This is a genomic window from Spirillospora sp. NPDC049024 (assembly GCF_040649235.1).
Taxonomy (GTDB): Bacteria; Actinomycetota; Actinomycetes; order Streptosporangiales; family Streptosporangiaceae; genus Spirillospora.
On sequence record NZ_JBEZFD010000017.1, the window covers coordinates 121685 to 145608 of the forward strand.

At 69.2% G+C, this 23924-nt stretch carries 23 protein-coding genes; 3 read left to right on the forward strand and 20 right to left on the reverse strand.

Annotated elements, in window-relative coordinates; all coding sequences use genetic code 11:
• Positions 1-15 precede the first annotated feature (15 nt).
• The 6 genes from AB0C21_RS28905 to AB0C21_RS28930 form a co-directional block, all read right to left on the reverse strand.
• Positions 16-1221: a C40 family peptidase gene (locus AB0C21_RS28905; protein ID WP_500208431.1), complete on the reverse strand. Its 1206-nt coding sequence runs from the start codon at positions 1219-1221 to the stop codon at positions 16-18.
• 101 nt (positions 1222-1322) lie between these two features.
• Positions 1323-1757, reverse strand: coding sequence for a hypothetical protein (locus AB0C21_RS28910; RefSeq protein ID WP_500208432.1), 435 nt, complete (start codon positions 1755-1757; stop codon positions 1323-1325).
• A complete protein-coding gene (locus AB0C21_RS28915; protein ID WP_500208433.1) occupies positions 1754-2239 on the reverse strand; it encodes a hypothetical protein in 486 nt (161 codons plus the stop codon). The genes AB0C21_RS28910 and AB0C21_RS28915 overlap by 4 nt, the downstream gene beginning before the upstream one ends.
• 130 nt (positions 2240-2369) lie before the next feature.
• Complete coding sequence (locus AB0C21_RS28920) at positions 2370-3935, reverse strand: hypothetical protein (RefSeq protein ID WP_500208434.1); 1566 nt, start codon at positions 3933-3935, stop codon at positions 2370-2372.
• A 42-nt stretch (positions 3936-3977) separates the two neighbouring features.
• Positions 3978-4439, reverse strand: coding sequence for a DUF3592 domain-containing protein (locus AB0C21_RS28925; RefSeq protein WP_500208435.1), 462 nt, complete (start codon positions 4437-4439; stop codon positions 3978-3980).
• Positions 4440-4581: 142 nt separating this feature from the next.
• Entirely contained in the window at positions 4582-5013 is a 432-nt protein-coding gene (locus AB0C21_RS28930) for a hypothetical protein (protein ID WP_500208437.1), read from the reverse strand.
• 156 nt (positions 5014-5169) lie between these two features.
• On the opposite strand from AB0C21_RS28930, the gene AB0C21_RS28935 reads away from it, so the two are divergent.
• Positions 5170-6789 carry a serine/threonine-protein kinase gene (locus AB0C21_RS28935; RefSeq protein WP_500208439.1) on the forward strand — a complete coding sequence of 540 codons (1620 nt, stop codon included), beginning with the start codon at positions 5170-5172 and terminating at the stop codon, positions 6787-6789.
• A gap of 17 nt (positions 6790-6806) precedes the next feature.
• On the opposite strand, the gene AB0C21_RS28940 is transcribed toward AB0C21_RS28935, so the two are convergent.
• The 14 genes from AB0C21_RS28940 to AB0C21_RS29005 all read right to left on the reverse strand — a co-directional run bounded on the left by AB0C21_RS28940 (position 6807) and on the right by AB0C21_RS29005 (position 22506).
• Positions 6807-8204 carry a hypothetical protein gene (locus tag AB0C21_RS28940; RefSeq protein ID WP_500208441.1) on the reverse strand — a complete coding sequence of 466 codons (1398 nt, stop codon included), beginning with the start codon at positions 8202-8204 and terminating at the stop codon, positions 6807-6809.
• 211 nt (positions 8205-8415) lie between these two features.
• A complete protein-coding gene (locus AB0C21_RS28945; protein WP_500208443.1) occupies positions 8416-9798 on the reverse strand; it encodes a hypothetical protein in 1383 nt (460 codons plus the stop codon).
• Positions 9799-9905: 107 nt separating this feature from the next.
• Positions 9906-11291 (reverse strand): OmpA family protein, encoded by a 1386-nt coding sequence (locus AB0C21_RS28950; protein ID WP_500208445.1) that lies wholly within the window; start codon positions 11289-11291, stop codon positions 9906-9908.
• A 292-nt stretch (positions 11292-11583) separates the two neighbouring features.
• Positions 11584-11826, reverse strand: a complete 243-nt coding sequence (locus tag AB0C21_RS28955; RefSeq protein ID WP_500208447.1) for a hypothetical protein — start codon at positions 11824-11826, stop codon at positions 11584-11586.
• A gap of 171 nt (positions 11827-11997) precedes the next feature.
• Positions 11998-12753 carry a response regulator gene (locus tag AB0C21_RS28960; protein ID WP_500208449.1) on the reverse strand — a complete coding sequence of 252 codons (756 nt, stop codon included), beginning with the start codon at positions 12751-12753 and terminating at the stop codon, positions 11998-12000.
• 1 nt (position 12754) lies between these two features.
• Positions 12755-13960, reverse strand: a complete 1206-nt coding sequence (locus AB0C21_RS28965) for a sensor histidine kinase (protein WP_500208450.1) — start codon at positions 13958-13960, stop codon at positions 12755-12757.
• Positions 13941-14825: a type II secretion system F family protein gene (locus AB0C21_RS28970; RefSeq protein ID WP_500208452.1), complete on the reverse strand. Its 885-nt coding sequence runs from the start codon at positions 14823-14825 to the stop codon at positions 13941-13943. Before AB0C21_RS28970 ends, AB0C21_RS28965 begins: the two co-directional genes overlap by 20 nt.
• 13 nt (positions 14826-14838) lie before the next feature.
• Positions 14839-15768 (reverse strand): type II secretion system F family protein, encoded by a 930-nt coding sequence (locus AB0C21_RS28975; RefSeq protein ID WP_500208454.1) that lies wholly within the window; start codon positions 15766-15768, stop codon positions 14839-14841.
• Positions 15769-15802: 34 nt separating this feature from the next.
• Positions 15803-17167, reverse strand: a complete 1365-nt coding sequence (locus AB0C21_RS28980; RefSeq protein WP_500208455.1) for a TadA family conjugal transfer-associated ATPase — start codon at positions 17165-17167, stop codon at positions 15803-15805.
• Positions 17168-17169: 2 nt separating this feature from the next.
• Positions 17170-17559 carry a TadE/TadG family type IV pilus assembly protein gene (locus AB0C21_RS28985; protein ID WP_500208457.1) on the reverse strand — a complete coding sequence of 130 codons (390 nt, stop codon included), beginning with the start codon at positions 17557-17559 and terminating at the stop codon, positions 17170-17172.
• Positions 17556-19133: a CpaE/TadZ family protein gene (locus AB0C21_RS28990; RefSeq protein ID WP_500208459.1), complete on the reverse strand. Its 1578-nt coding sequence runs from the start codon at positions 19131-19133 to the stop codon at positions 17556-17558. The genes AB0C21_RS28985 and AB0C21_RS28990 overlap by 4 nt, the downstream gene beginning before the upstream one ends.
• Positions 19134-19139: 6 nt before the next feature.
• Entirely contained in the window at positions 19140-19814 is a 675-nt protein-coding gene (gene cpaB, locus AB0C21_RS28995; protein ID WP_500208461.1) for a Flp pilus assembly protein CpaB, read from the reverse strand.
• A gap of 68 nt (positions 19815-19882) precedes the next feature.
• Positions 19883-21517: a hypothetical protein gene (locus tag AB0C21_RS29000; RefSeq protein ID WP_500208462.1), complete on the reverse strand. Its 1635-nt coding sequence runs from the start codon at positions 21515-21517 to the stop codon at positions 19883-19885.
• 743 nt (positions 21518-22260) lie between these two features.
• Entirely contained in the window at positions 22261-22506 is a 246-nt protein-coding gene (locus tag AB0C21_RS29005) for a hypothetical protein (protein WP_500208463.1), read from the reverse strand.
• 121 nt (positions 22507-22627) lie between these two features.
• Here AB0C21_RS29005 and AB0C21_RS29010 point away from each other — a divergent pair, with 121 nt between their 5' ends.
• Together AB0C21_RS29010 and AB0C21_RS29015 are read left to right on the forward strand one after the other, a co-directional pair.
• Complete coding sequence (locus tag AB0C21_RS29010) at positions 22628-23482, forward strand: pentapeptide repeat-containing protein (RefSeq protein ID WP_500208465.1); 855 nt, start codon at positions 22628-22630, stop codon at positions 23480-23482.
• Positions 23483-23734: 252 nt separating this feature from the next.
• Entirely contained in the window at positions 23735-23917 is a 183-nt protein-coding gene (locus AB0C21_RS29015) for a hypothetical protein (RefSeq protein ID WP_500208466.1), read from the forward strand.
• Positions 23918-23924 lie beyond the last annotated feature (7 nt).

Here is a 23924-nt window from a genome sequence, read left to right on the forward strand (position 1 = left end):
GTCCCGGGCCCGTCCTCAGCCGAATCTGCGGGCGGCGTCCACGTGGCGCAAGGGGGATATCTTGACGACATCGCCGGTCTGCGGGGCCTCGACCATCTTGTTGTCCCCGTAGTAGATGGCCACGTGATGGGGCGTCGGCAAGCCGAAGAAGAGCAGGTCACCAGCCTGGAGTTGGTTCGGGGGCACAGATTGTCCACGCTTATCGGCGATCTGGTTACCGGTGTAGTGGCCCAGGGCGATCCGCCCCTTTGACGCCTGGTAGACGGCGTAGAGCGTCAGGCCGCTGCAGTCGAAGCCGAAATACAGGCGCCCGTCATAACCGCCTGGGGAACAGCAGATGCCGCGAGTGGGCCCGCTGTAGTTCCCGCCGCCCCACGCGTACGGAGTTCCAAGCCAGCACAGTGCCCACGCGACGACGGCTCCACCGAAACTGAGGTTCTCGGCCGGCTTCGACCCGTCCTTGGCGCACTTGGAGGCGACCACGCCCCCGCCGCCGGACGGCCCTCCGAACCCGTCCGGCTGGCCGTTGTACTCGATCGGGTCCTCTTTGTCGACCAAGCGGATCTTGAACAGCTTGGTGACGCGCTCCCGGTTCCCGTTCGGAAAAGCACGGACGCCGTCGCAGGTGATCCTGGTGACCCCCCCGATGCCGCCGGCCTCCGGATCGGTGACGGGCGCTGTCTCGATGTCGCAGTCGGGCGAGAACATCTTCGCGATCGCCTGCGCGGTTCCCGAGCGGCCGATGCCCGTCTTGCCGGCACCGTCGGTGCACAGGTTCCGCTTGTGCCGAAGGTCGTCCTTGTCCTTCGCCGTCAGCTCGTCCTCGTTCTTGAGCTGGCACCGGTCGGTGGCGACCTGCACCATGGCCGTGTTGCCGGCCACGCCGCTCAGCCGAACCTTCGTCGTGTGCACGTCGTTCTCGTCCGCGTACTTCTTCGCGGCGCTTTCCGGGGGCGATCCCACGAGCCAGTAGCCCGCGGCCCCCGGTTCGAGGCCCTGCATCAGGAGGTCGACGGCCCGGTCACGCAAGGGCGCCAGGGTTCCGAGCGCCGCCGCGTCCGCGCCGATCTGCGCCTGGTTGCGCATGTCGCCGGCCTGCGCGATCCGGCCGAATGCCAGAAAGCCCGCGGCCAGGGCCACCGCCATGCCCATGACCAGGACCGAGGTGGCGACCCCCGCGTCGCCTCCATACCGGCCAGCGGATCTGATCCGTCGCAGCATCTGCGCCCCATCGTCGCGAGATCGGTATTTTCCCCGAAAAGATCCTAATGATCACACGAAACGGAGGACAGGGCCCTGAGACCCAATGCGAAATGGCGAGGTCAGCCGTAGGCCCACGTGGCGTTCTGTGCCTCCGTCGCGATGCGCTTTCGGTGCAGCACCACGGCGAGGACGCCGCCGACAGCGGCCTGAGCGGCCCAGACCGGCAATCCCACGACATCTCCGACGCTGAAGCCGGGGTGGCCGCCGAGCGCCGCGAACGTCGCCATCAGTGAGAGGAACAACGCGTACCCCATGGCGCCGGCTATGGCGCCGGCGCCGACCACCAGGCCCCGGCTGCCGGTCCGCACGCTCATCCGCGCGGCGACATAGCCCGAGCATGCGCGCACCACCGCCCCGAGGACCCAGGAAAGCGCCGTGAGCACGGGTCCCGGCTCGCTTTCCGGGTCCTGCGCGAAGGCGATAAGGACGATGAGGACCAGGGTCGCCAGAAAAGCGATCGAGACGCCTACGAGGATCGCCTTGACCGGAATCACGAGCCGCCCCCGGAGATTCTGGCGGACGTAACGATCCGCTGGGCGCCCGCCTCGTCAAAAGCGGACTGCAGGCCCCCGTAGCGGATGTCGTACTGCGGCCCGGCCGCCGTTCCGATGACGATGTCGAGCTGCTTGGACGCGGCCGACGGGTAGACCGTTTCCATCACCGCGGCCTCGGTCGCCCCCGGGATCTCGACCTCCCGTTTGGTGACCTGGGCATCGGCCGCATCGGCCTTGAGTCGGGCCTCGATCAGCCCGAGCCTGACGCTCACGTTGGCGAGATCGCGTCCCCCCTGGAAGACCTGGACGCCGGGCGGCGGGACGGACTGGCCCGGGCTCTCCGTGGCCCCTCCGAGCGACATCTCCAGGGTCACGCCCTGCTCTGTCGGCTCGATGCGGGTCATCCCGGCGGGCGGCGTGAACGACAGCGTCGCCACCGTCACCGTTCCCGCCTGCGGGCTCTGCGTTGCCGGAGACTTCACGCCTCCGCGCTCTCCGCCCTTCCCCTCGTCGCTCCCGCCGCCGCAACCACCTGACATGGCGACGGCCGCCAGGATCGCCGCTACGGCCACTGCCAGGCTCCTGCCCCTTGAAGTCATGCCGGCCTCCTGGTCATCCTTGCGGGCAGTTCGCGAGCGTCAGCCAGCCCGCCTGCGGCGCCTGGTTGTCGAAGTATTTCCCGGAGCGGTATTTCGCCCAGGTTCTCTCCTCGGACCTGCCGACGCCGAAGCCCTTCTTCTTGAACCCCGTCTCGTCGGTGGCCGCGGTGCCCTCGATGGTGTTCCCGCTGGTGTCGTACTCGAACTTCGCGATCTGCCCGTGCCGGGCGAACGCCTGGCCGAACCGGTCGAAGGCCTGACCGATATCGCTGGGCGACTGCGGCCTGGGCAGCGCCACCATTCCTCCGGCCGTCACGAAGACGCCGTCGAAGGCCGCGCGGTTCTCCGGGTCCTTGAGGTCGAGGCTGTACAGCGTGCTCGTCTTGTGCCCGACCACGCCCTTGCCCTTGCCCTTCACACCCTGATTCGCCCTTTGGTTGGTCCCCAGGGTGACAGAACCTCCGGCCTTCCATTCCTTGTCGAGTTGGAGGGTGAACCGCACCGGGTTCCCGTTACGGTCGAATATCACCGTCTGCGTCGCGGAGACGCCCCCGCCGAGCTCCAGACTCCCCTTGGGACCGCCCTCCCATTCACGAGGCAGCAGTCTCTTGAGGTCGAGCCCGCCCTGGATCTTCCCGTTGCCGTCGATCGCCACCTTCTGCGTGAAGATCCGCATTCCGTTGTTGGCGGGGTTCTTCTTGTCATCGACGACTACGGTCACGTCTCCGGAGGCGACCACCTTTCCTTCCAACCCGGCCTCCAGGCCGAGATCGACCTTCGGCTTGGCGGCCTCCTTCTTACCGCTCCATTTGGCGCCGGCCGATGCCTCGTCCCCGATGCGGAACGTGACAGCGGTGGGGGTCAGTCCTTCCTTATCGAGGTTCTTGGTGTCCTTGCCGCGCAGCCGTGCCCACCCCTTCCTGATGGCGTTCACCGCTGCGGCAGCGCCGTTCTCCGTGGCCTCGCCGGTAGTTCCGCCCAGCCCGCTCAGAACGCGCTGCCAGTACGCCCCGCGCCGCGAGTCCAAGAAGTTCTGCGCCCGACCGTAGGGATCGCCGCCTTCGGACTCGTTGAAGTCATACCGGAAGCCCAGCTCGGTGTTCGTGCCGACGAAGGCGGACATGTCAACCTTGCCGTTCTTGCCGGCCTTGAGCTTGTCGTTGAGCTTCCCGAGGTCGAGGACGTCGTCCCGGTCGCCTGTCTCGAGTCCGAGACCGCTCTTCCCGGTCAACGTGACCTGCGCGGTCTTCTCACCGGTGGCGGGATTGACCTGCGTGACGATCTGGTCCTTGCCGCCGAGGTCCCCCCGGATGCCGCGGAACACGGCGTTGAACCCCATGGAGCGGTTCGCGTCACTGACGTTGCATCTCGTCCAATCCAGCGGGCGCGGACTTTGGGCCTGCGGCTTGCAGTCCCCGCCGAAGAGGCGGCATAGGGCGGGCTCCACACTGCCGCGGAACGATCCTGAGATGGCATAAGCGAGGACCGCGACCACGAGGGCACCGCAGCCGATCACCGCACCGTATTCGAGCGCCGACGCTCCACCGTCCCGGCGTAACCGAGTAAAGCCCCCTGTCATGGCCATGGACCATAGGGCGCGGCCGACCCTTTCGACAGGGCCTCAGGACCTAAAGAGGAACCACCAGAGGATGAGGCAGCTCGCCGTCGGGGCGAGGAAGAACACGAACAGCCCGGTGCTCGCCCCGCTCCTACTGAACCCGGTCAACCGGAAGTCCTCGGGCTTCGCGGGGTTGTACTTCAACTGTGCCGACTCTCCGAGCTTGAGAACCAGTCCCGTAGACCAGTCACCGAGCACATCACGGACGTGGCGGCCGTCATGGGTGGTGAACTCGACGACCGGCGAATACACGAGGAACCGCCGGCCGTCCTCGTACTTCGCCTTCTCCCTGATCTCCACGGCCACGCAGGTCGTCGCGGGCCAGCGCCGGGTGCCCCACATCTGGACGAGCCCCACCACGCATGCGACCCAGCCGACCATGAACCCCGCCGCGACAAGCAGCGCTAACACCTCCAGCACAGAGCAACCCTCCGATAGGACCGTCGTGACGCCCTCTGTGTACACCGACAGGCTCGAGTTGTGCAGGGCACTGGCGGATCCGGCAGGAGCCTCTTCACCGCACCATCCGCGCAGACCCTGGTGTTCGCGCGGTGGGATGCCTCGCCCGGACTGTGCAGACGGCCCAGGTGAGACCCTCATCGGCTGCTCAGCGGCTCTTCCGCCATTCGCCTTTCCCCCTGGCCTTGGCGGTCTCCGCGGCCCACCGCTGCGAGAGCGTCTTGGAAAGCGCCAGTCCGAGCACGACGCCGAGGGCCGCCTCCAGCAGATGAAGGATCACGCCGAGCAGGGTGTCGGACAGCGGGATGCCGGCCGTGGCCGCGGCGATGCTCCCGAGCACGGGCACGGGCAGCGCGGCGACGACCCTCCCGAGATCGTTGGCCCAGTCACGTACGTAACTGCCGGCGGCGACGGCCATGAGGACGCAGAACACCAGCCAGGGAAGGTGCACACGGAGAACCTGGGCGTACTCGTCCACGGGTTCTCCCTGTCCGGCCGCGGGAGCGAGCGCCTTCAGTGCGAGGAGGGCCATGACGGCGAGGACACTCGCCGTGAACCAGGCCGAGAACACGGCACGCATGGTTCTGCACGCTAGGTTTTCGGACAGAGTTCCCCAAGGGTCTATGGACCCGCACGAAATGCGTTCCCGCAGATCGGCATGGGCCCGGCCCTGGGCCCGGGGACCCAGGCAAGGCGCTACTTGCCGGGCCCTTCAGGCCTGGCTACCGTCGGCGATATGTCTTCGGCGGATACTGACGAGACCGCGATGTCCGGGCGCTATGTCGGCCCCTACCGGCTGGCGCGCGAGTTGGGCAGGGGCGGAATGGGGACGGTCCATCTCGCCGAGGCTCCGGACGGCCGTTCGGTCGCAATCAAGATCATAAACAGGGAGATGACTGAAACCGCCGACTTCCGCGAGCGTTTCCGGCGAGAAGTGACGGCGGCGCGCCAGGTCCGTCCGTTCTGTACGGCACCCGTCCTCGACGCGAACATGGACGGCGAGCCCTTCTACGTGGTCACGGAGTACATCCAGGGCCCGACTCTGGAGCACGTGGTCTCCACCTACGGTCCGCTGAGCGGCTCCGACCTCGAAGGACTGGCCGCCGGCGTCGCGACCGCGCTGTCCGCCATCCACAGCGCCGGGGTCGTGCACCGCGACCTCAAGCCCGAGAACATCCTGCTGTCCCCCTTCGGCCCCCGCGTCATCGATTTCGGGATCGCGCGCAGACTGGGCACCGATCACCGCATCACTCGCGCCGGGCAGAGCATGGGGACCCCCGCGTTCATGGCGCCGGAAGGACTGATCGACGAACCGATCACCGCCGCCGCGGACGTGTTCTCCTGGGGCAGCGTCATGGCGTACGCGGGCACCGGGCGGCTCCCTTTCGACGGTGAGAACGTCGGCGAGGTGCTCTACAAGACCGTCTACGGCGAACCGCACATCGAAGGGCTGGAGTCCCCGTTGCGCGAGCTCGTCGGCCGGGCCCTGGCGAAGGACCCGTCGGCGCGTCCCACTTCGGCGCAGCTGCTTCGGGAGCTGACCGGGCAGAGCGACACCGAACGCGCGGCGCGGACCGTGGGACTGGTGGGGACGACGATCCCCGAGATCGCCCCGAACGGCGGACCGCGCAGCGAGCCCACGAAGGACGGCCTCACCCGCCGCCTGCCCGGCATGCGCGTGTCCCGCCGCCGCCTCGCCGTGATCGCCGCCGTTGGAGCCGCGGCGCTCGCCGCGGGTCTGACCCCCTTTCTGTGGCCGGACCATGGCAGCGGAGCAGGCGCCGAGGGCGACCTGCTGAAGGACGACTTCTCCAACCCGCGATCGGGCTGGCTGACCGGCAACGAGAACGGCGAGTACGAGCAGTACACGGCCGGAACCTTCGCGATCTCCCAGATCACCCAGGGGTACCACCAGCTCGTGAAGGCCCCGGTGTCCGATCCGCCGCCGAACGTGAAGATCACGGTCACCGTGCGCGTCCAGTCGGCGGACGCGGCGGACGAGGCCGGAGTGTACTGCCGGAGCGATGGTCACATGCGCTACGACGTCCTCCTCATGCAGAACGGGAACGTGCGGATTCGCAAAGGGGACAAGTTCTCCGGCGCCGACCTCGCGAGGACGCCTTCCCCGGTCGCGAACGCGTACTCGGGCGCGCGCGTCACCGCGATCTGCGAGGACTCGGCGACCGGCGTCGAGATCAAGGCGCTCGTCGACGGCCGCCAGGTGGCGGCGGCGACGGACAGCGCCGCCCCACTTCGCTCCGGCGAACTCGGCATCGTCGCCGGCCGCGAGAAACGGCTGCTGTTCGAGCCGGCGTCCAAGGCGACGTTCGACGACTTCCGTCTCGACCGGGCCTGATCTCGAGCGGACCTGACCTACGAGGCCTTCCGGACGAAGACCGTCGCCTGCGGGTCGCGATAGATCTGCCGCCATCCCTGATCCAACGAGATCGACGCTGTCAGCGGGGTATCGGTCTCCCACATCACGACGTCGACCCGATACCGGTCCATCACGGCCCGCCACTCCGGGTTCCCGTCCCGGACCCGCATGTACTGCTTGCTGAACGCCACGGGATACATGTCGTAGCGGTCGTCCATGAAGACCTTCTGCCGGGGCCAGTACTCGTGGATCACGTACGCGTTCCAGGGGTGCGTCGTGAACAGGCGCCGCCCGAGCAGGCCGTTCTGCTCGATCGCCCGCATCGCGGGGACCGGATAGTTGCCGAAGTCGAACACCGGTCGCGAGAGCGTCGCGGAGGCGAACACGGCCACCGCCGCCAGTACCACCGCGATGACGCCCGCGTCGGCGATCCGCCGACGCTCCCCCGAGTCCGGGCGAGCGCCGAGCAGGCGCGCGGCGATCGGGAGCCCGACCAGTGGCGCGACGGCGATGTTGCGCAGCGCCCAGAGACCTAGCAGCAGGAACGGGACGCTCACCATCAGGTCCCTTTTGGAGGCCTTTCCATGGCCCAGTGCCAGGACGGTCACGAAAACCGCGATCCAGATGGCGAACGTGATTCCGACCGTGGTCCGGAAGTCCGGCGACTGCCATTCCTGAACGTTCTTCAGCACTTCCCCCCTGCGCAGTAGACCCACCGGAAAGAGGACCAGCCGATAACCATAGGGATTGATGAGGCAGGCCGCGGCGCCGAGGGCCCCCGCCTGAAGCAGGCGCCGTTCCTCGCCCTGCCACGGCGCGGCCCCGTCCAGCCATCGGCCGAGCAGATGGAGCGCGATGTAGGCGAACCCGAGGGCGAAGGATCCATGGACGTTCACCCAGAAGCACATGAGCACGGGGACAGAGACGTATGGTCGCCGCCCGATCCAGGAATCCGGAACCTCGACGATCCACAGCAGCAGGGCCATCGCGAGAACACCGAAGATCAGTGGACGCTCGACCCAGAAATGCAGCGACGCGGCGAGTGCCGGCAGCACGAGCTGGACCGTCCGGCCCCCGCCGCGCATCCGGTCGGCGAGACGGAACGCCAGGAGGGCGATGATCGCGTTGACGACACCGTCCATGATCAGGATCCCCGCGGGGCCGACCACCTTGTCGATCAACGCGTAGAAGGCCTCCACCAGCCAGGACTGGGCGATCCATGGGGTGCCCGAGGCCGTGTAGGAATAAAAGTCCTGGTGCGGGACCCCGTGGGAGAGGATCCATTTCCCGGTCCGCAAATGGGTCAGGAACGAGTTGTCGTCCAGCGGGTCGAGGCCGCCCATGAACCCGATCGCCATCCAGCAGACGGCCGAACGGGCGGTGGCGGACGACATTCGAGAATGCCCCGCGGCTGGGCCGCCCGGAGGGTTCCGCCGTACCTTCTCCCCGATGATCGTATCCACCGGAAATGCCTCTGCCTCTCACTCTGCCGGACGAAGCGCGGGACAACGCTCCCCGCATCGTCAGCGAACCTAACAGCACCGATGTCGAGCCGACAGGGTCCCGGGGCCCCCTCCCGGCAAGGTCCGGGCCCTGCCGGCGTCCTTACCGGCGAGCGAATACCACGGCCTTCCCGTCCCCGTACACGAGCCGCCACTCCGGATCGGCGCGCAGCATCTGCGCGAGCACTTGACCGCTCGGCCAGACGACGACCTCGATGCGGTACCTGTCCGCCAGGTACCGCCACCTTTCCGGCTGCTGCCTGGCCTGCAGATAGTCGATCACCACCGACTTCGGATACATGTCGTACCGGTCGTCCAGAAAGACTTTCTGCGTAGGCCAGTAAGCGTGAATCACATAGCCGGCCCACTCATCGGTGGTGAACAGACGGCTTCCCAGGAGCCCCTTGTCCCGCATCTGCCTCATCGCGGCGACGGGATAGGTATCGGTGTTGTAGGACGGCCGGGAAAGGTGGGCCACCGTCCATTGCGACGCGGCGAGTACGCCCAGGACCGCAATGGCCAGGTTGATGCGTGTTCGTTCGTCCGGCCGCGCCTCCTTGCGGAGCATGCGGGCGACGACCGGCAGGCCGATCAGCGGGGTGAGCGCGATGTTGCGCATCGACCACAGTGAGATGAGCGTCGCGAAGGCCAGGACCAGCACGTCGGCGCGGGACGGTCGGGTTCGAGCGAGGCCGAGCACTCCGACGACCAGGACGGTCCAGACCGCGAGGACGAAGCCGAGCGGCGTGTGGAAATCCGGTGAGGACCATTCGACGAGCTGCCCGAGGATCTCGCCCCTTCCCAGCAACCGGAACGGGAAGAGGACCAGCGCGGTCCCGTAGGGGTTGACGAGGCAGGCCGCGAGCGCCAGGGCGGCGGCGCGCGCCAGCCGCAGCTCCCGCTCCCGCCACGGCGGATGCCCGTCCAGCCATCGGCCCGCCAGGTGGAGGAGGAGGTAGCCGAATCCCAGCATGAACGAGCCGTGCACGTTCTCCCACGACCACATGAGCGGTGGAAGGAACAGCAGGGGCCGGCGTCCGGCGCGCGAATCCGGGATCTCCACGAGCCAGACGAGCGCGAGCATCGCGAGGATGCCGGGGAGGAGCGGACGTTCCACCCACAGCCAGACCGCCGGTGCCAGTGCGGCCACGACGAGGAACGCCGACGCTCCGCGGTCGCGCTGCAGCCGGTACGCCAGGCGGTAGGCCAGCAGGGCGATCAGCCCGCCGACCGCCATGTCCAGCACCTGGATCCCGGCGGGGCCGACGGTCCTGTCAAGGAGAGCGTAGACCGCCTCGGCGAGCCACGACTGTGCCACCCACGGCACTCCCTGGCCGGTGTAGGAGTAGATGTCCTCCCGAGGCACCCAGTGGTCGAGGATCCAATGGCCTGTCGCGAGGTGCACCATGAACGAGTTGTCACTCAGTTCGGTGTAGCCCAGCATCCACCCGACGAGGAGGAAAAGGACGGAGAACAACGCGGCCATGCCGGGCATCCGCGGCCCTGGCGGGCGCCTCCGCCACCAGGGGACCCGCCCGTCCGGCGGGTCCGCCCGGCACGATGTCGTCGAAGCGGTCTCCCTCGTCTCCACGGCTACCTGATCGTGAGGCCCTTCACCGCGGCGTCCGCGGCTTGGTCCCAAGGAACCTGCAGTTCGAGGTTCGCGGCGTTCGCCGGCGGCTTGTAGGCATTCCAGAGGACGATGCTCTCGCCCGGGCCGACCACCTTCTTGGCCTCCTCCTGGCCCACATCACTGCAGAGGCATGGCCCGGCCTGGGTGCTCAGCGAGTTGTAGCGCACCTGGTTGGCCGCGTCGAACAGCATCGCACCTCCGGTGCTCCCCAGCCGCATCGGCCGCGGATCGGACCCGTGGATACCGGCGCGCTTCTCCAGCTTCTGCCCGACGTCCGGGCTTCCCTGGCCCTCGTTGCGCAGCGTCCACACCAGGACCGTCAGCCCCGAGGAGTCTCGATGGAGGCTGTTCACCTCGACCTTCAGCCCCTTGGCCGCGGCGGCCTGGAAGGTCGCGGAGCCGAGCACGGTCGAGGAGCCGCGCTTGTAGGGGTCACCGCTCACGGGCGGCGGCGCCGGCGCGGGCGGGCGGGCGAACAGCACGGTGACCCGCCGGTTCTTGCGGCGCCCCTCCGCGGTGTCGTTGGTGGCGACGGGCTCCTTCGAGCCATGGCCCGCGGCCTGGTAGCTCACGCCCTGCCTGGTCACCAGGCTCTTCAGCCGGTCGGCGACGGCCTGCGCGCGGCGTTCCGACAGCGGCTGGTTGATCGCGTCGTTCCCGGTGTTGTCGGCGTGGCCGTCGACCTTGACGGTGGTGCCCTTCGACGCGTCGATCTGTTTGGCCACCTGTTGCAGCAACTGCTCGGCCCGCGGGGTCAGGTCGGCCTTGTTGACGGCGAACAGGACGTCGGCGGACAGGCGCACCGACCGGTCGTTGGGGTCGTCGTCCACCGACTGCTCGGTGCCCTCGGTGAGGCTCCGCAGGTTGAGGACCCGGGGCTGCCTCACCTGGACTTTCGCCGGGTCGATCTGCCCTTGCAGCGGCGCGACCGGGTCCCCGGTGATCGGGACGTCCTGGAAGGGCACGGAGAGCGGGACGACGAGCGTGGCCTTCTGGACGTTTCCGGGGGGCGACGGGAAGGTCGCGTAGACGTCGATGGCCCCGCCGGGATTGACGGGGTTGTTGTGAAGGGTCGTGCAGACGCAGTTGTTCGACTTCTCGGTCTTCGCCAGGGGGTAGTAGATCTTCTCGTTCGCGGCGTCGACGAGTCCGATGCCGCTGGCGGCCAGCGCGTCGCCCAGGTTCGGGTCGAGGGAGTCGCCGGTCTCGTTGAGGGCCGTCGTCAGGTCGAGCGGGCTCTTCCCGTCGTTGACGATCTTAAATCGGGCGGTGACGGTGTTCGCGGCCGTCCGGCTCAGTGCCAGCAGGTCTACGTGCGCGGGGCCGTCCTTGTGCGCCAAAGGCATCGAGGCGATCGGGCGCAGCGCTCCACCGGGCGTTCCCTTGCCCGTCGGTGATGCCGTTTTACCGGATTCCGGCTTGCCGTCGCCGGCGCATCCTGAGAGAGCGAGAGCGAGGGCGGCGGGAACCGCGACATAGCGAACGGCACGCCTCCTCACCGACATGCGATAATCCATGATTCCTCTCAAAAAATACAGAAACCCGCCAATGCCCGATGGGGAGACCGCAGATCTGCGGTCTCCCCATCGGGCATTGACGGATCGCTCTGAGCCGGTCCGGTCGCGGAGCCCTCCGGGATCAGGTGGCCGCCTTGGAGCCGGCCGACTTCGGGTTGAACAGGTCGGTGATCGCCGTGGAGATCTTCTCCCTGACCGTCCCGTCGATGAGACTGTAGAGGATCCCGATGATCAGGGCCGCGACCACGATGAGGGCGCCGTACTCCAGCGCGCTGGCACCCCGGTCGCGCTTGTCCCTGAGCTGCTCGGCGCGGTCCTGAACGAAGGTCTGAAGAGTGACGAAGAGGGGGATCATCGGGTTCATCTGATACCTTCCGGCTGTTTCTGGCTCGCCCTGACACACTCAACAGTAGGGATTTGCGATAGCGTTCCCCAGGGCCCAGCGGCCCAATTGCACCCGGCGTCCGGACCCAATCCCGACCGGGTCCACGGACCCAACCCAACGGGCCCTTTCCGGCCGCGAGCCGCCTCCCCGTCATCCGTCCACCTCATCCGAGGTGCCTATCCATTGTGCGATCGCCGCCGCTCGCGAGGTCACGCCGAGCTTGGCGTAAATCCGGTTCACGTGGTTCTTGACGGTCTTCTCCGCCAGGAACAACTGCTGGGCGATCTGGCCGTTGGACCGTCCGCGGGCGATGAGCCGCATCACGTCCGCCTCGCGCGCCGACAGGCCGAAGTCGCCGGTGCCCCTCGCCGCCGGGGCGAACCGCTCGCGCGCGTTCCGAGGATCCGCCGTCTCCTCGTGCCCGGGCTCGTGCCCGGGCTCGGGCCCGGGTTCGGGCCCGGGTTCGGGCCTGGCCGCGGCCGACTGGGAGTCGCCTCGAACCGCGCCGACGAGCGCCGAGACCGCCGCGGGTGAGAGCGGGTTGGCCCCGGTCGCCACGCCGTGGACGGCGGCGGCCAGTTCCTCGGGAGTGAAGGCGCCGTGCACCAGGTACCCGACCGCACCGTTCTCGATGGCCGCGCGGACGACCTTCGGGTCCTCGGTGTAGGTGAGCATGATGACGCGCGTCTTGGTGCTCAGGACCCGGGCCGCGGCCACCCCGTCCATGAGCGGCATCTGCACGTCGAGCAGGACGAGGTCGGGTTCGAGCCGGTCGACCAGCTCGATGGCCGTCCGCCCGTCCCCCGCCTCGCCGACCACCTCCGCCCCGGACGCCTCCACCAGCGAGGCAAGGCCCGAGCGGACCACCACGTTGTCATCGACGACCACCACACGCGGGTTCGCCATGTCAGCCCACCTCCGCCGGCCGGCGCTCGCCGGACACCTCCACGGGAAGCCTGGCCGAGATCGTCGTCCCGGCCCCGGGCCGGGACGAGATCATCACCGTCCCGCCCACGCGCTGCGCGCGCTCGTGCAGGCCGATCAGGCCGTAATGGCCCTCACGCGCCAGGTCGGTCAGCTGCGGGGGCTGGAAGCCCCTGCCGTCGTCCACGATAGTGAGCACGAGATCATTCCGTTCCTTCACGAGTTCGACCCTCACCGCATCGGCCTTCGCGTGCCTTTCGACGTTGGTCAGAACCTCCCGAAGGATCGCCACCATCTCGTGGCGCATCCGCAGTTCCGGCTCAACGAGCCCGTCGAAGTCGCATGTCACGGTGACCCCAGTCGACGCGCCCCAGCGGTTCGCCGTCTCCCGGAGGGCCTCGTGGAGAGGGCGGGCGATGGCGTCGTCCCGCAGCTCGGTGAGCAGATCGCGCGCCTCGTGGGAGGCGACCGCCGCGGCGGTCGCGATCTGCTCCGCCTCCTGCGCCGCGCGTTCCTGGTCCCTCGCCGTCCACAAGGGCAGCGCGGACGCGGCGAGCGCGATGCCGCGCAGCGTCTTCGCCAAGGAATCGTGCATCTCACGGGCGAGCCTGGCCCTCTCCTCCGAAGCCGCCGCGATGACCTGCGCCTGCCACAACGCGGCCTCCTTCGCGGCGTAGTCGTCCAGCAGGCGGCGAAGCGCGACGCCGACGAAGCCGGCCAGCGGGTAGTAGAGAGGCTGCCCGAGCAACGTCTGGAAGGTCACGGCCTCCGCCTCGGTGGCGGTGAGGACATAGGTGAGGTAGTAGACGAGAATCTGGAGGCCGGCCACGGCCAGCATCCCCTGCCACCGGTAAAGGAGCCCGGCGATGGTCGCCGTGGCGACGGTGGACAGGAAGTACGGTCCGGCGATACCGCCCACGCCCAGTACCGCGAAGGAAAGGCACATGTCGAGCGTGTAGAGGGAGGGGTGGGCCGCGACGCGGGGAGCGACGATCCGCCACTTCCGTGCCGTCCCCCACGTCTCCAGGAGCATGGCGGACATCAGCACGAACACACCGACCGTCAACTGGTCGCGCGGCAGCAGCAGCATGCTCAGCGCGGTGATCAGCATCCGGATCTCCATGAGCATCCGGAACGCCGACCCGACGCGTTCCGGAAAGACCTCGCCCCTACTGTCCGAGGATCCCACTTGCACCACCCATTCCGGACCCGATGAACAGGGCACCGAGAACGACCAACATGAGTGCGGGGAGCGTCATCGACATCGTGATGGCGGTGATCTTCGGCGTGGTCCGCTGGGCCTTGCGCTTGGCCCACTGCGCCGCCTCACGCCGCATGTCCGTGCCGATGTCCACCAGCGCCGTCCCGAGGGGAGCGCCGAGCTCCTCCGCCTGCAGGATCGCCGTGACGAACAGGTTCACCGCCTCGGAGCTGTTGCGGTTCCGCAGGTCCTCGAACGCCTCGCGCCGGGGAGTGCCCAGCTCCATCTGCCGCAGCGCGACCATGAACTCCTCCGCCAGCGGTCCCGGCATGCTCTCGGCCACGCGGGCCAGCGCCAGCCGGAAGCTCAGACCCGCGCTGACGGTCACCGCGAGGACGTCGAGGAAGTCCGGCATCGAACTCTGGATGTTGTCCTGCCGCGCGACTCGCTTGCTGTAGAGGACGAGTTCCGTCTGCAGGGCACCCAGCATGGCAAGGATCCCGTAGAACGCGTGCCCGTTTACGATCAGTCCCAGGCCGAGAAGCCCGAACAGCACCGCATAGCCCGCGGTCCGGCGGGCGTAGGTCTCCACCGTCATCCCGCCGGGGCGGCCCGCCGCGTCGATCCGCTTGCGGATCTTCGGCCGCCACGGCCCCAGCAGCTCCATGGTCATGCCCGTGAACGGCCGCCCGAGGCGGTCGGCGATGGCGTCGAGGACGAACGTGTCGTTCTTCTCGGGCTTCTGGGCGAGCGGCACCGCGGAGGTGGCGACCCGCTGGTCGGCGGTCAGCTGGACGAGCCCGAGGACGCCCACGAGCACGCAGAGGGCGGCACCGGCCGCTATGGCGTACATGGCCATGGTCACCTCACACGTCGATCCGGGTCATCCGGCTGATGATGATCAAGCTGGCGATGAAGAGGCCGCCGGCGGCGGCCAGGATGATCTGCCCGACGGGCTTGCCACTCATGATCCGCAGCGCACCAGGCATGATCACGTTGACCATCGCCAGACCGGCGATGCCGAGCAGGCCGATCGCCCAGTTGGTGACGACCGCCTCGCCCATGATCGTCTTGACCTCGCGGCGGATCTCCTTGCGCTCCTCCAGCGTGGTGGCGATCGTCCGCAGCGCGGTGACCAGCGAGCCGCCGGCCCGGGCGGAGACCACCAGGGTGCTGATCAGCACCCCGAGCTCCCGGGAGGGCAGCCGCTCGCCCAGGTCGCGGAGCGCCTCGTCCACCGGCTGGCCGAGCCGGAGCGCGTCCGCGGTGCGCCGCAGTTCCTCGCCCGCCGGGTCCGCCAGCTCGTCCGCCGCGATCTCGATGGCGGTGCGCATGACGAGCCCGGCGTGGGTGGCGTTCGACAGCACGCGCGCCAGCTCCGGGAGCTGCGCGATGAACTCCTCCTTGCGCCGCTCCTCCCTGCGCCGGACGTAGGACAGGAAGGCGAAGCCCACGCCGACCGCCGCGGCCACCCCGAAGAGGGGGGCCATCCATTTGCCGATCAAGAAGATCGCGGCGACGCCGGTGGCGGACATCAGCAGCAGGAACGTGGAGACCCGGATCCGCATCCCGGACGCGGCCAGCCGGCGGGCGAGCCCCTTGCCGAGGGCCGTGCGGCGGACGGCGATGTCCAACCGCCCCAGCAGGCCCGTCATCTTCTCATCGGTGACCAGGGCGGACCGGGCGACCAGGCGGTTGCGCTGCCCCCAGCCGATCATCAGGTCGCCGATCCCCCAGACCGCCAGTGCCAGCGTCAGCACCAGCAGCAGCAGGATCACCGGTAGCGGAAGGCTCACCGCGGACACTCCCTCGTCGGTTCGTCGATGCGCATCATTGGCTCGCCTGCGGTCCGTGGCCGTTCGACCCGACGGCTCCCGTAGGCCGTGCGGTGCCGTTGGCGCCCTGCGCGTACATCGGCGGGACGCTTTCGCCGGCGTGGAACAGCCGGGTCAGCAGCGCCTCGGGGAGCGGCAGCGCCTCGAACACGCCGCGGACCTCGCGGTCGGGACCGACCGGCTCGGGCCTGAACCGCATCGCGGGGCGCAGCTTGAACTGGTCGCGCCGGGCCGGGTCGACCACGTCCACCTCGGTGATGCGGCGGGAGCCGTCCGGTCCGCGGCTGAGCTGGACGACCACGTCGATGGCGCTGGCGATCTGGTCGCGGATCGCCTCGAACGGCAGCTTGACGTCGCTCATGCTGGCCAGCGTCTGGAGGCGGTGCACGGTGTCCTCGGTCGAGTTGGCGTGCACCGTCACCAGCGAGCCGTCGTGACCGGTGTTCATCGCCTGGAGCATGTCGAGGGTCTCGCCGCCGCGGACCTCACCGACGATGATCCGGTCGGGGCGCATCCGCAGCGCGTTGCGGACCAGGTCGCGGATGGTGATCGCGCCCTTGCCCTCGATGTTGGCCGGACGGGACTCCAGCGGGATGACGTGCTCCTGCTTGAGCTGGAGTTCGGCGGAGTCCTCGATGGTGATGATGCGCTCGTGGTCCGGGACGAACGCCGACAGCGCGTTCAGCATCGTCGTCTTGCCCGTACCGGTACCGCCCGCGATGACCATGTTGAGGCGGGCCCGCACGAACGCGGCGAGCAGCATGCCGGTGGACGGGTCCAGCGACCCCAGGCCGACCAGTTCCTCGATCGAGTACGCGCGCGGGAAGCGCCGGATCGTCAGGATCGGCCCGACGAGCGACAGCGGCGGCACGATCACGTTGACGCGCTCCCCCGTGGGCAGGCGGGCGTCCACCATCGGGCTCGACTCGTCCACCCGCCGGTTGACCTGCGCGACGATCCGGTCGATGGTCTGGTAGAGCTGGTCCTCGCTGGCGAAGCCCCCGTCCAGCCTGTGCACCCGGCCGGCCCGCTCCACGAAGATCGCGTCCGGGCCGTTCACCATGATCTCGGTGACGCTGGGGTCGGCGAGCAGCGGCTCCAGCACGCCGAGGCCGAGCGCCTCGTCCACCACCCGGCGGATCAGGTTGGCCCGCTCGCCGGCGGCGAGGACGGGGCCCTCCCGGCTCACCAGCAGCCCGACGACCTTCTCCAGCCGGGCCCGCCGCTGCGCCATCGTCAGCCGCGCCAGCTCGTCGAGATTGATCTCCTCCAGCAGCCGCTGCCGCCAGTGCTGGACGGTGTTCCTGCTCATCCGGTCGTTGGCCGACCGGTCGTCTTCGAGGCGATCCTTGAGTGCCATCTCTATCCCAGCGGCATGGTGACGGTGCGGTTCACGGTGTAGTCGAGAGGAATCCCCTTGAACAGGATCGGAAGCTTGGCCTCCACGTGGCAGTAGACCGCGTCGCCGTCGGCCACCTGGGTCTTCCCGCCCTCGATCTTGTAGTCGTTGAGCCAGGCGGGCCGGACGCTTTCGGCGTACCTGACGCACTGGTTCGGGTCATAGCGCTGGCTGGCCTCGCGGGCGCCGGTGCGGGCGATGTTCTCCACCCGGGAGACGCTGGTGAAGGAGATGTACGCCTGGAACGCGAGGAAGATGACGAAGAGGGCGAGGGGCGCCACACCCGCGTACTCCAGCGCCACCGCGCCGGACTCGCCCCGGCTCCTGGTGTCGCGCACGGCCACGAACCTCACCCCTCCCCCTCGTCGACGATCTTGGTCTTGGTCTGGATGCCCCACGAGCTGCGGAGCCCCGGCAGCAGGACGGGTGTGTCGATGGTGACCACGGCGTAGCCGTCGACGACGTTGATCGTGAGGTGGTCGCGGTCCTTCCAGTCGCCCTTGATGCGGCTGATCGCGCGGCGCCGGACCTCCTCCCGGTTGGCCCTCGCCTCCGGGGTGTCGCGCTTGTCGTATCCGATCACGGCCACCGCCCGGGCGGCCTCGTTCGCCGCGTGGCTGGAGTAGGTGGAGGTGAGCCCGACCAGCACGACCTGCCACACCAGCAGGAACACGAGCAGGATCAGCGGCAGGAGCCCGGCGAACTCCACCGCGACCGCACCGCGGTCGCCGCCCTTCTGCAGGCGCACCGGGTTGCCGGCGGCCGGTGCCACCCCGCCGACCAGGCCGAGGTCCGCGGCGACCTTGCCGATCGCCTTGCGGAAATCGGAGTTCTTGACCGCGGAGGGCGAACCGGTGTTCGCCGCCTCCTCCAGCGCGCGGAAGGCCGCCGGCACCGTCACGCCCCGCAGCGGGGAGCCGACCATCTTCTTGGCGAGTTCGGGCTGGATCTCGTTGCGCTTGTCCTGGCGGGTGAGCAGGACGCTCAGCTCCTCCTCCTTGCGGATCGAGAGCCGTGTGAACATCCTCGCCAGCCGCCGCGCGGACCGCAGTGCCGGCACGTCCGGGGTGGCGACGATGACGGCCTCGTCGGCGAGCTCGACCGCCATCGCGTTGGCGTCGGCGATGTGCGTCCCGCCGTCCACGATCACCACGTCGTACCGCGACCGGACGACGGTGAGGATCTGCCGCACGGCGCGCGCCGAGATCTCTTCGGCATCCTCCCCGTGCCCGGGTGCCAGCAGCAGATGGGGACCCGACTGGTGGACGAACAGCGCCTCGGCCACCACCGCCCCGTCCAGGTCCCCGGCCGCCGCGGCGAGGTCGGCGATGCTGTGCCGGTGCTGGACGTCCAGATAGCCGGGGATGTCGCCGTTCTGGAGGTCCATATCGACCAGGCAGACCTTCTGCCCCGTGGCGGCCGTGGCGATTGCGAGATGGATCGCGAGCGTCGTCGTGCCGACGCCGCCCTTGGCCCCGCAGAGGGTCACCAGCCTGGCCAGCCGCCCGGTCTGCCCGGCGACGTCCGTGGAGCCGAAGTGGCTGCGCATCGTGCGCGACCACTCCGCGGCCTGGTGGATGCGGTTCTGCAGCTCCGACAGGGTCGGCTCGTTGGAGATCACGCCGCGCGCCCCGGCCGCCATCGCCGCCGCGAGCATCTCGGCCGTCGCGTCGTCGGCGATCAGGATGACGGCGAGCTGGGGCTGCCGGACGACGAGGTCGCGGATGAGGTCGAGGGCCGGCAGCGGCCCGAGCCCCTGGTGCACGAGCACCACGTCCAGCTGCGGGACGGTCGCGACCGTGCCCGCCAGGTGGTTGGACGTCGCCTCGACCGCCAGGACCTGGATGTCAGGCAGCTCGCGGAACTGCCCGGTCAGCGAGGCGGCGAGCTCGCGGTCCTCGATGCCGAGGAGCACTTGGATGGTCATCCGATATCACCTTGCCGGAAGCGTCTCGCAGACCGGGGGAAGCTTGACGCCGTCCACGCCCGACCCCGATCCGCCGATGAGTGCGAGCCTGATCTTCTCCGCGAAGCTCTCCTCGCGCGTGAGCTTCAGGCTGTCCTGGGCGCTGAGCGCGAAGGTGATGGGCACCTGCGACTGCGTCACCGAACTGTTCTTCTCGTCCTTGACCTTGGTCTCCTGGCCGATCTGGATGACCCTGGCCGCCCTGACGATCCGCGCCGCGCAGGACTGCTGCGCGTTGCCCTTCTGCGACTGGTAGGTGGCATAGATGTCGACGGGCATGCCCTCGTGGACCTTGCCCGCCACGCCCGTCTCCGCGTCGATCATGATGGCGATCTCGCGCTGGCCGGGCTGCAGGCTCGGGCCCGGGACGATCATCCCCGCCTGCAGGAAGGCTCCCGCCGGGATGTCGGCGGCGGCGACCTTGCCCTCCAGTTGGGCGACATCGGTCACCATCGTGTTCGGCGACCATTTCTTCGGCACCCGGATGCGTTGGAGGTCGTCCGCGGTCACCGGGCTGTAGGCCGGGACCGCTCGCTTGAGCTGGAGCACGTCGGTCTTCACACCGACCTCGGCCCGAACAGAGCCGACATAGCCGATGATGCTGATGAACACGGCAACGGCGCCGAGCGCAGCCAGGATCATCAGCAGAACTCCACGTCGCTGGCGCGGGTTCATGGGACTCCGTTTCTGGTCAGGGGGTCAGGGAGGCTTCACTGGCGGTGCTGCCGACGGAAGACGACGGTTCCTGTGCGCCACTCGTCGTCGGGGGTCGTCCGGGGCGTCCGCTCTGGCGGGGAGTCAGGGGCCGCCGCCCGGCGGGGCGCGGCATCGTTCAGGAGCGTGCTGATGGAGGGGGGGTCTTCGGTCTGGATTGGACGCGCGTTCGTGTCGGCGGGTTCGGAGCTTTCCGCCGTTTCCCCCGAGGCGCCCGCTTCTCCGGTCCGATGGGTGCCGGACGGCCGTGCCCGGCCCCAGGAACCCGGGGGCGCCTGGATGCGCGTCCGGTCGTCCTCCGGGCCGTCCAAGCCGGAGTCCTGGGCCGCGTCCGTATCACCCGCCGCTTCCGGAAACGTTTCGACCGGCGCTGCCAGGACGGGTTCCTTGCGCGCCGGGACGCGAGGCTCCTCACCTTCCGGCGAGACGGCCTGCGTGGCATCAGGGCGCTCGGAACGTCCCCATGGAGACTGCCCACCCGGCGGGGGTGCCGATGGCGAGCCTCCTCCGAAGCGGTTCGGGTACTGCGGCCGTGTCGGCGGCGCCTCCGAATGGTCGGGTGGGCCCTGAGGAGGCCGGACAGGCTGGGGCTCGGGAGCCGGCGGAGTCTCTGGCCAGGAGGGCTGAGGAGGGGCTGCCGACGGCTGGGCCTGCTGAGGAGCCGGTGCCTGGTGCTGAGGCGCCGGGGGCTGGGGAGGCTGAGGGGCCGGGGGCTGGGGAGGCCGCGGCTGGGATTCCGCGGGCTGGACCGGGTGAGTGGACGGCTGGTGGTGTCCCGGAGGAACGTGCCCGGCGGGTGACGCCTCTTCGGTCGGCTGCACCATCAGGCAGAAGGGGCACTCGGGCAGGGCGATGGGTTCGCCGCACCATCCGCACGCCCTGTAGCGGGAGCCTGCCAGCAGGCTCTGCAGCGCCTGCGGGTGGCCGCTGAACGCGACGAACTCGGTGTACTTCTTCGTTCCCCAGTACTCCGCGCTCATCGGCTGCGGTGCCACCGCGGTGGAGGACACGGCCGCGAGCACCGGCCGCATCTTGCTCTGGAGCCACTCGGCATCGCCGTTCGCGTCGGCCACCAGCAGCAGTACCGGGTCGACGGGCCGCGACGCGAGCTGTGGGACGGGCTTGGAGGCGGTAATGCGGTGCACCTCGGGGTGCGCGCCCGCTGTCACCGCGAAGCCGCCGCCCGGCAGGTAGGAGGAGACGTGCGCCCCGAGCCCGGTCTTGATGTGCTCCAGGCGCGCCACGCTGTTCACCCAGGCGCCCGCATGGACGGTCTCGCAGAGCCGGTGGCCGAGGCTCGCGAGGACGCCGGGCCGCGCGTAGGCCGACGCGAACATCAACTGATCGGCGATCAGGGAGAGCGCGAGCGGGGGCACGTCCAGCGACAGCCCGGCGATCCGGTCGGTGAGCAGGGCGGAGCGCGCCAGGCGGACCAGGCGCTCCGCGCGGCCCTTCTTCCAGGCCGGATAAAGCACCAGCACGGCGCCGCGCTGCCGCAGGGCGTGCGCCATGTGATCGATGAAGGCGGGCGCGCCCTCGCCGCCGGGGCCCTCCGCGACCACCCGCTGCGCCACCGTGGCCTGCAGAATGCCCGTGCTGGGAAAGTCTCCGACGAGAACGACCGCGGTCACGGGCGCCTCGGGTGATCTTCGGGCCTCACCGGGTGGACCCCTCCCGTCCTCAACGGCAAACGGACGACAGACGACTTATTCGCCTGGTTACGGGTTCGCTGACGATAGTCACCACGGCTGTCACCACTCAAGTGATTAGTCCTTCCGGCAGGGGGAGCCGGCGTCAAAACCGGGAGCATCGCATTGTTCGATGCCACGTGCATTGCCAAGGTTCCCAGCGGTAGGTGACAAGTTCGAGAAATCTTGACACATCGGCTCTGGCATGGGCCGACCGAGAGATCCTCCCGACCGGAGGCGGACGGCCGCAGGATGCCTCCGCCGACTCCGGTCCGAGGAGTGGAACGTGCCAATCCACCCCCCGAAGGCCGCACCACCTGGCCATTCTCCCGAAGCGCCGGGTGCTGATCAACGACGGGCGGGGGGTCCACAACCGGCCACCAATTAGGTCCCAGGGCCCTGGACAAGATCCCTCCTCGCCGCTACGGCGTCAATAGTTGAAAAATAATCGGAACTGAAGTGGCTGGTGGGGCGGCTATTGATTACTCGGAGTCGATCACGGAGAGTGTTCGGGCTTGCGGAGGCGAAGTATTCGATGTAGTGCCAGGGAACCGTTTCGTGTATCGGTTTGGTGACGATGTCAGAACGAGGCGATCGGGACGCCGGCGATTCACACCGGGGGCGGGGAGACCGCCCTCCCGTCCGCGATACCGGCCGCCCGCCTCCGGGGCAGGTGGGGCGTCTGATCAGGCCTGGTCGGCGGGGTCGTCGCCGGGGGCCGGGAGCAGGTAGGTCAGGCGCCCGGCGGTGAGGGGCGACGCGTCGAGCAGCTCGGCATCGAAAAGGTATCCCTGGCTCGCGCCGGCGTTCTGCTCCCGCGCGAGCTCCCGGACAAGGTCCAGCCCGGTGTCGTAGTGGCACCACCAGGAGGAGACGAAATGAGCACTGGCCAGCTCGGTGAGTCCGAAGTCGTCGCACCTGTAGCCGTACATCGCTCCGCATCCTCCCGGCTCCGGGCCAGCGTAACGGCGCGCCGGGCAACGGGTCGGCGGTGCAGGCGCAGTACCCCGGCCCGATTCGCTTTGGTCGTCGAGCCGTTCGTCCCCGGGCGGCATGCCGCTCAGCCGAAACCGGCTGCGGGCCTCGGCCATTCGTCAGCCGCGCGGCGGCCTCGTCCGTCCGGTATTCCACCGCGGGCGTGCTGCTCCGCAGGTCAGCGGCCTTGCCTCGGTGATCGGTCGCCCGCCCGAGTGGAATGGCGGAGGTGATCTCGCTCCGATGGCCGACTATGTGACCACGCGCAGCGGAGTTCGGTCATGGCCCGCCGCGCCGGACGCACGCGCGGCGCTCGAGGAGTACCTGGACGCTCTGGCGGTGCACTCGGAGGCGCCGGGGCGGGGCCCGCTGCGGGTTCCGCCCGCTCTGGAGGGCGATTTCCTCGACTTCTCCGGTGCGGATCTGTCCGGTCTCGATCTGGGTTCGGCGGGACTTTTCGGCGCCGGACTCGAAGGTGTGCGGCTCGTGGGCGCGAACCTGAACCGCGCGACGCTCAACGGCGCGCTGCTGAACGGGGCCGATCTCACCTCGGCCGTGCTCTTCCGCGCGGTCGCCTTCGAGTGCGAGGCGCGGGGCGCCGTGTTCCGGGGATGCGACCTCATAAAGGCCGATCTCAGCCGCACCGACATGCGCGAAGCCGACCTGCGCGAAACGGAGTTGATGGCCGTGTACCTCGCCCGTGCGGATCTGCGGGGGGCCGACCTGCGCGACTGCTCCTTCGGGCCCGCGGAGCGCACGACCTCGCTTTCGCATGCCCGGCTCGCCGGCTGCCGCGTGGCGGGCGCGTCCGGGCACGTGCACGGACCGGTCGACGTGGGGGCCGACGCCCCCGCCCTCCTCGACGGGGCCGAGTTGCGGGACTGGTTCCGGTCGATGGACGCGCCCGGCGTCGCTGTGGCGCCCTCTGGGTGACATCGGCCTGTCCTCGCCGTCCACGTGCCGGATGCGACGGCGTCCGTTCCGCCGTTGGGACGGGGGCAGGCTCTAGAGTCTTCCTGTAGGCGCCCCTAACTGGAGACGACGGTGATGACGCACCCTTCAGAACCCGGTCACCCTTCGCGCCCGCAGGCGCCAGGCCCCTACGGTCCCCCACCGGGTGCGCAGCCTCCCGGCCCGGTCCCCGGTCCCCGCCACCAAGGTCCGGCGGGCCCCGGCGCCCCCGCGATGGGGCCCCGGTACCGGCAGCAGGGCTGGGCCCCTCCCCCACGCGACCCGGCGGGCAAGGGCGTGTTCGGGGCGCTGTTCGACCTCGACTTCAACCACATGGTCACCACGAAGGCGGACAAGGTCCTCGTCGACCAGTTCAAGATCGCTGAGTATCCGCGGGTCATCAAGGACAAGAGCTAGACGGGGC